The organism is Hydrogenophaga sp. PAMC20947 (assembly GCF_004795855.1).
Classification (GTDB): domain Bacteria; phylum Pseudomonadota; class Gammaproteobacteria; order Burkholderiales; family Burkholderiaceae_C; genus Hydrogenophaga.
The window spans coordinates 577392-588788 of the sequence record NZ_CP039252.1 but is presented as its reverse complement, the minus strand read 5'-3'; the positions used below and the strand labels follow the sequence as shown (position 1 = coordinate 588788).

Here is an 11397-nt window from a genome sequence, read left to right as displayed (position 1 = left end):
GCCCCATATGAAGCATTCAAAATTCGGCTCCTCTGGTTTTTTGCGCCAGCGTGGTTTTACATTGATCGAGTTGATGATTGTGGTGGCGGTGGTTGGCATTCTGGCCGCCATTGCCGTCCCCAGCTACTCCGAATACATCTTGCGCTCAAACCGCGCCAAGGCCAAATCAGGGCTGCAGCAAACCGCCCAATGGATGGAGCGTGCCGCGACTGCGCAAGGCGCCTACCCGGTCACAGCCAATGTTCCGTCGGGCGTGCTGACCGTTGAGGGTGGCCGCTACACCATGACGGTGGTGTCTGCCGCCAACACATATACCCTCACGGCCACCGGCGTTGACGGACAAACCGCCGACAAATGCGGCACCATGACCCTGAGCAATACCGGCGCACGCACGGTCTCGGGCTCCTTGACCACGGATGAGTGCTGGAAGCGTTGAGCGGCACTTCTGCGCATCAGTCCCCCTCGCCTTTGCTGACAGCACTGCGGCATGCCCGCACATGCCTGTCCCTGTCCAACCCCAATCCCCGGGTGGGCTGCGTTCTACTCGCCGCAAATGGTGAAGTGATCGGAGAAGGCGCCACCCAGCGTGCAGGCGGCCCTCACGCCGAAGTGATGGCCCTGCGCGATGCGCAAGAACGGCGCAATACCACGCAAGGCTGCACCGCCTATGTGACCCTGGAGCCTTGCTCCCATCATGGTCGGACCCCGCCCTGCTGCGATGCGCTCATCAAGGCGGGTGTTGCCAAGGTGGTGATCGCCACACTGGACCCGAACCCGCTGGTCGCCGGCCAAGGCCTCGCGCGTTTGCGGGCGGCCGGCATTGACGTTGAAGTCATGCCGACCGACAGCGCACCCGCCCGCGAAGCCCGGGAACTGAACCTGGGGTTCTTCAGCCGCATGGTCCGGGGCAAGCCTTGGGTGCGCATGAAAACCGCGGCATCCCTGGACGGCACCACCGCCTTGAACAATGGCGTCAGCCAATGGATCACGGGGGCTGAGGCCCGGGCCGATGGCCACGCCTGGCGTGCCCGGGCTTGCGCGGTGCTCACCGGCATCGGCACGGTGATCGAAGACGACCCCCGCCTGAACGTGCGTCTGGTGGACACCCCACGCCAGCCCCATCTGGTCATTGTGGACAGCCGCCTCGAAACGCCTGTGTCGGCCAAGCTGTTTGACACCGAAGGCGAGCCCGCCCAAGGGGCCATCCCACGCCAGATCTGGATTTACTGTGCCCAAGACGATGCTGAAAGGCGCGCGGCCTTGGAGCAACGGGGCGCCACCGTCATCCATTTGCCTGGACTCACCGAGGCCACCCGCAACAAGGTGAATCTGGCCGCCATGCTGCTGGATCTGGGCCGTCGAGAGGTCAATGAGCTGCATGTGGAGGCCGGGCACAAGCTCAATGGATCGCTGGTGCGCGAAGGGCTGGTGGACGAATTTCTCGTCTATCTGGCGCCCAAACTGCTGGGGCCAGGGATGGGCATGTCGCACATGACAGCCCTCACCCGACTGGAAGATGGGCTGTCGTTGCGCTTTCACGCCGTCGACAGGGTCGGTGAAGACCTGAGGGTGCTGGCTCGGACAGCCGGACACGACAGCTTTCTCGATTGAGAGGTGGCTTCCGGCGAGCCTTGACGCCCCTCATCCGGCCGTCCCCCCGGGTTTATTTCCTCCCTTGAAGGCCTGTCCGACCAAAAGGGCCTGGAAACCCTGCGAAAATAGCCGGATGTTTACCGGCATCATCACCGGCGTGGGACGGATCGCCGCCCTCCACGACCTGGGCAGCTCTTTGGACCACGGCAAGCGACTCACCCTAGAGGCGCCTCCGGGCTACCTCGACGACGCGGGCCTGGGCGACAGCATTGCGCTCAATGGCGCCTGCATGACCGTCACCTCGCTGGATCTGCCCCAGCAACGCTTCACCATCGACATTTCTGTTGAATCGCTGGCCCGCACCAGCGGCCTGGCCGATGTCGGCAGCCGCATCAACCTCGAGAAGGCGCTCCGGGCAAACGACCGGTTGGGCGGCCACATTGTGTCCGGCCATGTAGACGGTATCGGCAAAATAACCCGTTTCGCCCAAGTGGGCGAGAGCTGGGAGCTGCGCGTGATGGCGCCCGCTGAGCTGGGCAAATTCCTGGCCTACAAAGGCTCGATCACCATCAATGGCGTGAGCCTCACGGTCAACAAGGTCGCTGACAGCGCCGAAGGCTGTGAATTCAGCATCAACCTCATTCCCCACACCGTGGAAAACACCGCGCTGGGCCAGCTTCAGGCCGGTAGCCGCGTCAACCTCGAAATCGATACTGTGGCCCGCTACGTTGAGCGCATGCTCAGCGCCGGGACCACCACTTTCCAACGCAAGGACCCATCCGAATGAACGCACCCGAATCGATGGCGCACCACACGCCGGTTGCAGTCTCACCCATCGAAGACATCGTGGCCGACATGCGAGCTGGCCGCATGGTCATTCTGGTCGACGAAGAAGACCGTGAAAACGAAGGCGATCTGGTGCTGGCGGCCGATCAGGTCACCCCGGAGGCCATCAATTTCATGGCCCGTTTCGGGCGCGGCCTGATCTGCCTCACACTCACGCGCGAACGCTGCGAGCGCCTGCAGTTGCCGCCCATGGTGGCCCGCAATGGCGACAAAAAGGGCACGGCCTTCACCGTGTCGATTGAAGCGGCGGAAGGCGTGACCACCGGCATCTCGGCGGCCGACCGCTCGCGCACGATCGAGGCCGCTGTGGCGTCTGGGGCCTTGCCGACCGATCTGGTGCAGCCCGGACATATTTTCCCGTTGCAAGCGGTCGAGGGGGGGGTGCTCATGCGCGCCGGCCACACCGAAGCGGGCTGTGATTTGGCAGCCATGGCTGGCTGCTCGCCGGCGGCCGTCATCTGCGAGATCATGAAAGATGACGGCACCATGGCACGCCTGCCCGACCTGCAGCTGTTTGCCGCAGAACATGGTTTGAAGATCGGCACCATCGCTGATCTGATCGAACACCGCAGCCGCACCGAGTCCCTGGTGCAAAAGGTCAGCAGCCGTGCGCTGGAAACGGCGTTTGGCAACTTCACCGCGACGGCCTTTCGCGATCAGCCCAGCGGCGCCCTGCACCTGGCTCTGGTGAAAGGCAGCTGGACGGCGGAGGACAGCGTTGCCGTGCGGGTGCACGAACCGCTGTCGGCAATGGACGCGCTGGAAGTCGGCCGCTCCATGCACAGCTGGAGCCTTGAGGCCAGCCTGCGCCACATCAGTGAAGCGGGCGCGGGCGTGGCGGTTTTGCTCAACTGCGGCGAAACCGCCGATCAGTTGATGGCCCAATTTGACGGCACAGCGCGGTCGGCACACGCACCTGAGCGGGGCCGCATGGACCTGCGCTCTTACGGTGTGGGCGCCCAGATTCTCCGCGAATGCGGCGTGCAAAAAATGCAGCTCATGGGCAATCCCCGCCGCATGCCCAGCATGACGGGATATGGCCTGGAAATCACGGGTTACCTGGCGCGCGACGCTGCCTGACCCCCTTACAACAAGAAACGGAACTGACCATGTTTGGCGCAGACAAAGGCACCTCCAACCTGCTCGATGGCAAGAAGCTCTCCATCGGCATCGTTCAAGCGCGCTTCAACGAGGGCATCACCGATGCGCTCTTCCAAGCCTGCCACGATGAATTGCTCCAGCTGGGTGTGCTGGAAAAACACATCACCCACGTCAAGGTCCCCGGGGCACTGGAAGTTCCCGTGGCGCTGCAGGCCATGGCCGAACGCGATGATTTCGACGCCCTGATTGCACTGGGCTGCATCATCCGCGGTGAAACCTACCACTTCGAGCTGGTGGCCAACGAATCGGGCGCCGGTGTGACACGCTTGTCGCTCGACTACCAGGTGCCGATCGCCAACGCCATCATCACCACTGAAAACCTGGAGCAGGCGGTGGCCCGCCAGGTAGACAAAGGCCGTGACGCAGCACGCGTGGCGGTTGAAATGGCCCATGTGCTGGAACAGATTGGATAATGAACATGACCGATTCCCACGCCGATAGCACGCCCAAGGCGCGCAAGGCATCCGACAAATCGGCCCGTACCCGCGCCCGTGAATTTGCGCTGCAGGCGCTGTACCAATACATCGTGGGTCGCAACGATGCCACCGATATCGATCTGTTCACACGCGATCTGGCGGGCTTTCACAAGGCCGACAGCGTGCACTACGACGCTGTGTTGCACGGCTGCATCGCCCAGGCCGATTCGCTCGACGCGTTGATCACACCCATGCTCGACCGGCCGCTGGTGGAGGTGTCGCCGATTGAGCGCGGGGTCCTGTGGATGGGCGCCTACGAATTTCAGCATTGCCTGGACGTGCCTTGGCGCGTGGTGCTCAACGAATGCATCGAGCTGGCGAAATCTTTCGGTGGCACCGATGGCCACAAATACGTCAACGGCGTTTTGCACAAGCTCGCCGCCCAGTTGCGTCCGCTGGAGGTCGCAGCGGCAGCACCACGTGGCAAACCAGCGCCGGCCCCTGAAGGCAGCAACCTTTGAACGCCAGAGCGCCTGAGTCCTCCCCGGCGATGCGCATCACACAGCGCGCTCAGCGCGTGGAGCCGTTTTATGTGATGGAGCTGGCCAAAGCTGCGGCAGACATGGCCGCTCAGGCCGGACCGGACCAGCGGCCGATGATTTACCTCAACATCGGCGAACCGGATTTCACCGCGCCCATCTTGGTTCAAGAGGCTGCCAACCGTGCCATTCGCGACGGACGCAGCCAATACACCCAGGCCACCGGCCTGCCAGCCTTGCGCCGCGCGATCAGCGGCTGGTATGCCAGCCGTTTTGGACTGGACATCGACCCCCAGCGCATCGTGGTCACCGCAGGCGCCTCGGCCGCACTGCAGCTGGCGTGTCTGGCCCTGGTCGAAGCGGGCGATGAAGTGCTCATGCCCGACCCGAGCTACCCCTGCAACCGGCAGTTTGTGCAGGCAGCGGAAGGCCGCGCGGTCTTGCTTCCTTCCGGGCCCGCAGAGCGCTTTCAGCTCAGTGCGGCCCAGGTGGAGCAGGCCTGGGGCCCCGCCACACGGGGGGTGCTGCTGGCATCGCCGTCCAACCCAACGGGCACCTCGATCGCACGGCAGGAGCTGGAGAAAATCGCCCGTTTCGTGCGCGAGCGCGGCGGTGTGACCCTGGTCGATGAGATCTACCTAGGGTTGAGCTTCGACGATGCCTACGGCCACAGCGCGCTGGGCCTGCCCGATGGGCTGGGCGATGATGTGATCAGCATCAACAGCTTCTCGAAATACTTCAACATGACCGGTTGGCGCCTGGGCTGGCTGGTGCTGCCGCCGGCGCTGGTGCCCGTGGCCGAGCGCCTGGCACAAAACCTGTTCATCTGCGCCAGCACCATCGCGCAACACGCCGCGCTGGCCTGCTTCGATCCTGAAAGCCTCAAAGAATACGAACGCCGCCGTGCCGCCTTCAAAGCCCGACGCGACTACTTCATACCGGAACTCAACCGCCTGGGCCTGACGGTACCCGTGATGCCCGATGGTGCGTTTTACGCCTGGGCCGATGTCTCGGCTCTGTGCGAACGCTGGGGTTTGCCGCCCGCCACGGCCGATCGGCCCGAAGGTGGCAGCTGGGCCCTCGCTTTCGAGCTGATGCAGCGCTGCCAGTTGGCCACCACGCCCGGGCGGGATTTTGGCCAGGCTGATCCGGGGCGTTACCTCCGGTTTTCAACCGCCAACAGCATGGATCAGCTGCGCGAAGCGATCGCCCGCCTGGAGTCCGCTCTGTGAAGACGCCGCTCATCGCAGCGCAGAGCGAGAGAGCAACCGAGCGCAGCGCAGGGCCGCCCCAAGCCAGCTCAGCCCCCTTGGGGGGCAGCGAACCACGCGCAGCGGGAAGTGTGGGGGCGACCGAGCGCAGCGCAGGGCCGCCCCAAGCCAGCTCAGCCCCCTTGGGGGGCAGCGAACCACGCGCAGCGGGAAGTGTGGGGGCGACCGAGCGCAGCGCAGGGCCACCCCAAGCCAGCTCAGCCCCCTTGGGGGGCAGCGAACCACGCGCAGCGGCAAGCGTGGGGGCAACATTCACCTGGCCCGTACGGGTCTACTGGGAAGACACCGACGCCGGCGGGATCGTCTTTTACGCCAACTACCTCAAGTTTTTCGAGCGTGCACGCACCGAATGGCTGCGCAGCCTGGGCATAGGGCAGCAGCGCCTGCGAGATGAAACCGGTGGCATGTTTGTGGTCACCGACACACACCTGCGTTACTTGCGTCCGGCACGGCTCGACGATTTGCTTTTGGTTACGGCGCACGTTCAAGAAGCCGGCCGCGCATCCCTCACAATGGTGCAGCGTGTGCTCCTGAAACCCGAGCACGCTGGAGACGCTAACATCGTGCTCTGCGAAGGCACCATCCGCATTGGGTGGGTGGACGGCGCTGCCATGCGGCCCCGGCGCATTCCGACAGCGGTGTTGCGCCAGATCGTGCCCGGTGCCGTTTCTGCCGACTGATCCATTGGTGCCACTGGCGCCACTTGGTATCCTGAACCTTTTCCTTCTCAACCGCTCCCATCCCACATGAACCAAGACCTTTCTATCGTCCAGCTGATGCTCAACGCGAGCTGGGTGGTTCAAGCCGTGGTGGCGATTCTGATGCTGGTGTCCATCGTCAGCTGGGCCGCCATCTTCCGCAAGGTTTTCGCGCTCAAGCGCGTCAACGCCCACAACGAAGATTTCGACCGCGAATTCTGGTCGGGCGCCAACCTCAATGACCTGTATGCGGCCGCAGCGCAGAGCGCCCGCCACGGTGGCCCGATGGAGCGTATTTTCGCCAGCGGCATGCGTGAGTACCACAAACTGCGTGAGCGCAAGATCGCCGACAACCCCACACTGCTTGACGGCGCCCGCCGGGCCATGCGCGCCAGCTTCCAGCGCGAGCTCGACGTGCTTGAAACCAACCTGTCCTTCCTCGGAACGGTGGGCTCGGTCGCCCCTTACGTGGGCCTGTTTGGCACGGTCTGGGGCATCATGCACGCCTTCACCGGCCTGGCCGCCATGACCCAAGTGACCCTCGCTACCGTGGCCCCCGGCATCGCCGAAGCACTGGTGGCCACCGCCATCGGCTTGTTTGCGGCCATCCCGGCCGTGGTGGCCTACAACCGCTTTGCCACCGATATCGACCGCGTGGCCAACCGCATGGAAACCTTCATGGAAGAGTTTTCCAACATCCTGCAGCGCAACCTGGGCAACCACCAGTCGGCGTCAGGTCATTGAGGATGGCGCAGACAAGCCAACGCCCCTTTTTCTGGATTGTGAGCTTCTGATATGGCTTCTGGATACGCCCGCGGGCGGGTGCGCCGCACCAAGAACGAGATCAACATGGTCCCGTTCATTGATGTCATGCTCGTGCTGCTGATCATTTTCATGGTCACAGCCCCCCTGATCTCGCCGAGCCAGATTGAAGTTCCCAGTGTGGGGCAAGGCAAGGAAACGCCGAAAACGTTTGTCAGCGTGAGCATCGACAAAGACGAAATCATTGAGATCAGCGAAGGCAATGCCAAAGGCGACGGCCGCGAAATCAAGATCGATCGGCTGGCCGAAGAGGTGAAGGCTCTGCAGACAGCGGCCGCCAGTGAAGGCGTTGAAGCCAGCCAGGTGCCCGTGGTGATCAGCGCCGACAAGAGCATCAAATACGAAACCGTGGTGAAAGCCATGGACACCCTGCAACGCGCCGGCATGAGCCGCATTGGCCTGTCGGTGCAAACCACGCGCTGACACCCGATCCAGCCCCGACACACTGCATGCAGATCACCGCCGACACCCTCGACCTCAAACCACCACGTACCTCGCGCTGGTCGATGCCGCTGGTGCTGGCGCTCGCCGCCCATGCCTTGCTGATCGGTGCCTTGACCTGGGGCGTGCATTGGAAGACGGATGCGGAACCGGTGAGTTTTGACGTTGAGCTGTGGTCGGCCGTGGCCCAGCGCGCAGCACCCCGCGCGGTCGAGCCACCGCCACCGCCGCCGGTTCGTGAGCCCAAGATCAAGCCCGAGCCGAAACCTGAACCCAAGCCCGAGCCAAAACCCGAACCCAAGCCTGAGCCCAAGGTAGAGGCTCCAGAGCCCGACACCCGGGCTGCGGATATCGCCACGGCACAAGCGAAAAAGAAAAAGCTCGAAGATCAGAAACGCGCCGCGGACGAAAAGGCGGAGAAAGCTCGAAAAGACAAGGCTGAGAAGGACAAAGCCGAAAAGGCCGAAAAGGCGGAGAAAGCCAAACAGGAACGGCTGGATAAAGAGAAAGAGAAAGAAACGAAACTGGCCGATCAGCAAAGAAAAGCTGACGACAAGGCCAAGCGCGAACAGCAGGCCGCAGCGGCGACTGAAAAACTGCGCGCAGAAAACATGCGCCGCATGATGGGCCAGGCGGGCGCCACCGGCGACGCCAATGCCACCGGCACTGCCCAGCGCTCGAGCGGCCCTTCAAGCAGCTACGCAGGTCGGGTCAACGCCGCAGTCCGGCCCAATGTGCTGTGGACCGAAGATACGCCTGGCAACCCCAAGGCTGAGATTGAGGTGCGCAGCGCACCCGATGGCACGATCATCTCGCGGCGCCTGGATCGCAGCAGCGGCAATGCCGCATGGGACAAAGCCGCGCTGGCGGCGATCGATCGCACGGGCAAGATGCCACGCGACGTGGACGGCCGGGTGCCTTCGCAGCTGACCATAGTGATGCGGCCCCGCGACTGAAGAAACGCAGAGCCCCGGACGAGTTCCGGCGCGGCCCGCTCAGCGCAACAACAGCGTCGGCTTGCCCACGGATGCCAACAAGCCACTGGTGCGGCTTTTGGAAAACAGCTTGCGCCAGGGTGAATGGGTGTAGGCACCCATCAGCAGCCAGTCGGCGCCCTGCGCTTCCATGGACCGCAAAATGACCTCCTGGGGATCCCCGGGCACACAGACGCCTTGTGCATCGATGCCGCCTTCTCGCAAATGCGCAATGGCCCAGTCCATGTCCTTTTGACCGCTTGAAGCATCCAGCCCCGCCATCACGAGGTGGACCGGCAGGCCGCGAAACAGCGGGCTGCCAGCGACCATCTCGACACCTTTGCGGGTGATGGCGCTGCCATCAAAAGCCAGCAAGACACGCTCGGGTGCTTTGAAGGCTTTTTGCCCCACCGTCAGGATGGGGCGAGCCAAGGCGCGCACCACACTCTCAACGTTGCTGCCCAGCGAGCGTTCACCCTCGGCAGCTGATGCGCCGCGGCGCCCCATGACCACGAGGCGGGCCTCGTTTTGCACCTCTTGCAAGGTTTCATCCAGGTGACCCAGGCGTTGGCGGACATCCACCACAGGCACACCGGCGGCCAGCGCACGCTCGCGCAAGCGGTTGAGAAACAGCCGCCCCTGCTCGCGGGCGGCGCGGACGCGCGCTTCATCTTCCTGGCTCAGCTGGGTCAGCAATGCCTGCTGCGCATCGGGGCCAATGGCCCCGCTGCGGTCGCTGCTTTGCGCTGTCTCGGGATGGCGGTCAATGACGTGCAGCAGCTCCAGAGGGGCGCCCATCTGCAAGGCGGCCCAGGCGGCGTGGTCGGTCACGGTGTCCGCATACGCAGACTGGTCGACGCAGGCGATAACGCGTTGTTCGGGTGTCATGTGGAGCTCCGGTCAGTGGTCGGTGATCAGGTCGGCGGCGCCGTCCTTGTCGTGTACGGCGAACTTGTCCACCAGCGTGGCGCTGGCTTCGTTGAGACCGACCACCTCCACCTCGGTGCCCTCGCGGCGAAACTTCATCACCACTTTGTCGAGCGCACTGATCGCCGTGATGTCCCAGAAATGGGCCCGGCTGACGTCGATCTGCACCCGATCGATCACTTCCTTGAAATCAAACGCGTTGATGAAACGCTCGGCCGAAGCAAAAAAGACCTGGCCGCTGATGCGGTAGTTGCGCTGACGTCCTTCGTCTTGCGCGAGTGAGTTCACGCGCAGGATCTGGCCGACCTTGTGGGCAAAGAAAAAGCCCGACAACAGCACACCCGTGAGCACGCCTTTCGCCAGATCGTGCGTGGCGACAGTCACGATCACGGTGGCGATCATCACGGCACTGGAGCTCTTGGGGTGCTCGCCCAGGTTGCGGAACGAACCCCAGTTGAAGGTGCCGATGGACACCATGATCATCACGGCCACCAGAGCAGCCATGGGAATCTGCTTGACCCATTCGCCCAGGAACACCACCAGAATCAGCAACACCACACCGGCGACCAGCGTGGACAAACGCCCGCGACCACCCGACTTCACATTGATCACGCTCTGGCCGATCATGGCGCAGCCGGCCATGCCTCCGATGAAGCCGGTGGCCACGTTGGCCACGCCCTGCCCCACACACTCGCGGTTCTTGTCGCTCTTGGTGTCGGTGAGGTCGTCGACGATGGTCGCCGTCATCAGGGACTCCAGCAGGCCCACCACCATGAGGGTGAGCGAGTACGGGAAGATGATCTGCAGCGTTTCCCAGGTGAAAGGCACGTCAGGAATCAAAAAAGCCGGCAGGCTGTCGGGCAATTCGCCCATGTCACCCACCGTGCGAATGTCCAGACCCATGAGCATGGCGAACGCCGTCAGCACCACGATCGTCACCAGCGGGGAGGGCACGGCCTTGGTCAGATAAGGCAGCCCGTAAATAATGCCCAGGCCGGCTGCTGTCATCGCATACACATGCCAGGTCACGTTGGTCAGCTCAGGCAACTGGGCCATGAAAATCAGGATCGCCAGGGCGTTGACAAAGCCCGTCACCACCGAGCGCGAAACAAAGCGCATCAGCACCCCCAACCGCACCCAGCCGGCGATCACCTGCAACACACCCGTGAGCACGGTGGCGGCCAGCAAATAGTCCAGTCCGTGGCTTTTGACCAGAGAAACCATCACCAGCGCCATGGCGCCTGTGGCCGCCGAGATCATGCCGGGGCGCCCACCCATGAAGGCAATGATGGTCGCGATCGAAAACGAGGCATAGAGCCCCACCTTGGGATCCACACCCGCAATGATGGAAAACGCAATGGCCTCGGGGATCAGCGCCAGCGCGACCACAAGGCCTGCGAGCACGTCGTTGCGGACGTTGGACAGCCAGTCTTGGCGAAAATTTTGGAACAAATCCAGTACTCCAGCCCGCAGCAGCGTGTGCGACACATTGCCGGGAGCTCAACAGATGAGAAAAATGCCGGTGAATGGCGCGAAACGCCTTGACGACCCGATCTCCGCGATCGACTTCAACCGGGAAAAGGACCTGGGTTCAGAGACAAGGCCCTGAAGCATCCGGACCACCAGTAGCGCCACCTTGAGCAAGACCGGAAGTGACCCTGACCACAAGCCGATAAGGCGCGAGTTGGGTTCAACACAGGGCCTTAAAG

13 protein-coding genes are annotated in these 11397 nt (G+C 63.3%); 11 read left to right on the top strand and 2 right to left on the bottom strand.

Features of this window, described 5'->3' with window-relative positions; genetic code table 11:
• Positions 1 to 7: 7 nt before the first annotated feature.
• The 11 genes from E5678_RS02705 to tolA all read left to right on the top strand — a co-directional run bounded on the left by E5678_RS02705 (position 8) and on the right by tolA (position 8743).
• Positions 8 to 436, top strand: a complete 429-nt coding sequence (locus tag E5678_RS02705) for a type IV pilin protein (RefSeq protein WP_136177099.1) — start codon at positions 8 to 10, stop codon at positions 434 to 436.
• A 32-nt stretch (positions 437 to 468) separates the two neighbouring features.
• A complete protein-coding gene (ribD, locus tag E5678_RS02700) occupies positions 469 to 1611 on the top strand; it encodes a bifunctional diaminohydroxyphosphoribosylaminopyrimidine deaminase/5-amino-6-(5-phosphoribosylamino)uracil reductase RibD (protein ID WP_247596893.1) in 1143 nt (380 codons plus the stop codon).
• Positions 1612 to 1726: 115 nt separating this feature from the next.
• Positions 1727 to 2380: a riboflavin synthase gene (locus E5678_RS02695; RefSeq protein WP_136177097.1), complete on the top strand. Its 654-nt coding sequence runs from the start codon at positions 1727 to 1729 to the stop codon at positions 2378 to 2380.
• The gene (gene ribBA / locus E5678_RS02690) at positions 2377 to 3519 is read left to right on the top strand and encodes a bifunctional 3,4-dihydroxy-2-butanone-4-phosphate synthase/GTP cyclohydrolase II (protein WP_136177096.1); all 1143 of its coding nucleotides are present in this window, start codon (positions 2377 to 2379) and stop codon (positions 3517 to 3519) included. Before E5678_RS02695 ends, ribBA begins: the two co-directional genes overlap by 4 nt.
• A gap of 29 nt (positions 3520 to 3548) precedes the next feature.
• Positions 3549 to 4013, top strand: a complete 465-nt coding sequence (gene ribH, locus E5678_RS02685; protein ID WP_136177095.1) for a 6,7-dimethyl-8-ribityllumazine synthase — start codon at positions 3549 to 3551, stop codon at positions 4011 to 4013.
• A 5-nt stretch (positions 4014 to 4018) separates the two neighbouring features.
• Complete coding sequence (gene nusB / locus E5678_RS02680) at positions 4019 to 4537, top strand: transcription antitermination factor NusB (RefSeq protein ID WP_247596892.1); 519 nt, start codon at positions 4019 to 4021, stop codon at positions 4535 to 4537.
• A 29-nt stretch (positions 4538 to 4566) separates the two neighbouring features.
• Positions 4567 to 5787 carry a pyridoxal phosphate-dependent aminotransferase gene (locus E5678_RS02675; protein WP_136180601.1) on the top strand — a complete coding sequence of 407 codons (1221 nt, stop codon included), beginning with the start codon at positions 4567 to 4569 and terminating at the stop codon, positions 5785 to 5787.
• 278 nt (positions 5788 to 6065) lie between these two features.
• Positions 6066 to 6506, top strand: coding sequence for a tol-pal system-associated acyl-CoA thioesterase (gene ybgC / locus E5678_RS02665; protein WP_136177093.1), 441 nt, complete (start codon positions 6066 to 6068; stop codon positions 6504 to 6506).
• Positions 6507 to 6572: 66 nt separating this feature from the next.
• Positions 6573 to 7268 carry a protein TolQ gene (gene tolQ / locus E5678_RS02660; protein WP_136177092.1) on the top strand — a complete coding sequence of 232 codons (696 nt, stop codon included), beginning with the start codon at positions 6573 to 6575 and terminating at the stop codon, positions 7266 to 7268.
• Positions 7269 to 7319: 51 nt separating this feature from the next.
• Complete coding sequence (locus E5678_RS02655) at positions 7320 to 7769, top strand: biopolymer transporter ExbD (protein ID WP_136177091.1); 450 nt, start codon at positions 7320 to 7322, stop codon at positions 7767 to 7769.
• 26 nt (positions 7770 to 7795) lie between these two features.
• Positions 7796 to 8743: a cell envelope integrity protein TolA gene (gene tolA, locus E5678_RS02650; RefSeq protein ID WP_136177090.1), complete on the top strand. Its 948-nt coding sequence runs from the start codon at positions 7796 to 7798 to the stop codon at positions 8741 to 8743.
• 39 nt (positions 8744 to 8782) lie between these two features.
• Here tolA and E5678_RS02645 read toward each other — a convergent pair whose 3' ends face one another.
• Both E5678_RS02645 and E5678_RS02640 read right to left on the bottom strand, forming a co-directional pair.
• Positions 8783 to 9649 carry a universal stress protein gene (locus tag E5678_RS02645; RefSeq protein WP_136177089.1) on the bottom strand — a complete coding sequence of 289 codons (867 nt, stop codon included), beginning with the start codon at positions 9647 to 9649 and terminating at the stop codon, positions 8783 to 8785.
• 12 nt (positions 9650 to 9661) lie between these two features.
• The gene (locus tag E5678_RS02640) at positions 9662 to 11140 is read right to left on the bottom strand and encodes a SulP family inorganic anion transporter (protein ID WP_136177088.1); all 1479 of its coding nucleotides are present in this window, start codon (positions 11138 to 11140) and stop codon (positions 9662 to 9664) included.
• Positions 11141 to 11397 lie beyond the last annotated feature (257 nt).

Bases quoted from the DNA above. Each gene is read 5' to 3' on its own strand.
- E5678_RS02705 (WP_136177099.1), top strand. From the start codon at position 8: ATGAAGCATTCAAAATTCGGCTCCTCTGGTTTTTTGCGCCAGCGTGGT.
- E5678_RS02695 (WP_136177097.1), top strand. From the start codon at position 1,727: ATGTTTACCGGCATCATCACCGGCGTGGGACGGATCGCCGCCCTCCAC.
- ribBA (WP_136177096.1), top strand. From the start codon at position 2,377: ATGAACGCACCCGAATCGATGGCGCACCACACGCCGGTTGCAGTCTCA.
- ribH (WP_136177095.1), top strand. From the start codon at position 3,549: ATGTTTGGCGCAGACAAAGGCACCTCCAACCTGCTCGATGGCAAGAAG.
- nusB (WP_247596892.1), top strand. From the start codon at position 4,019: ATGACCGATTCCCACGCCGATAGCACGCCCAAGGCGCGCAAGGCATCC.
- E5678_RS02675 (WP_136180601.1), top strand. From the start codon at position 4,567: ATGCGCATCACACAGCGCGCTCAGCGCGTGGAGCCGTTTTATGTGATG.
- tolQ (WP_136177092.1), top strand. From the start codon at position 6,573: ATGAACCAAGACCTTTCTATCGTCCAGCTGATGCTCAACGCGAGCTGG.
- E5678_RS02655 (WP_136177091.1), top strand. From the start codon at position 7,320: ATGGCTTCTGGATACGCCCGCGGGCGGGTGCGCCGCACCAAGAACGAG.
- tolA (WP_136177090.1), top strand. From the start codon at position 7,796: ATGCAGATCACCGCCGACACCCTCGACCTCAAACCACCACGTACCTCG.
- E5678_RS02645 (WP_136177089.1), bottom strand. From the start codon at position 9,649: ATGACACCCGAACAACGCGTTATCGCCTGCGTCGACCAGTCTGCGTAT.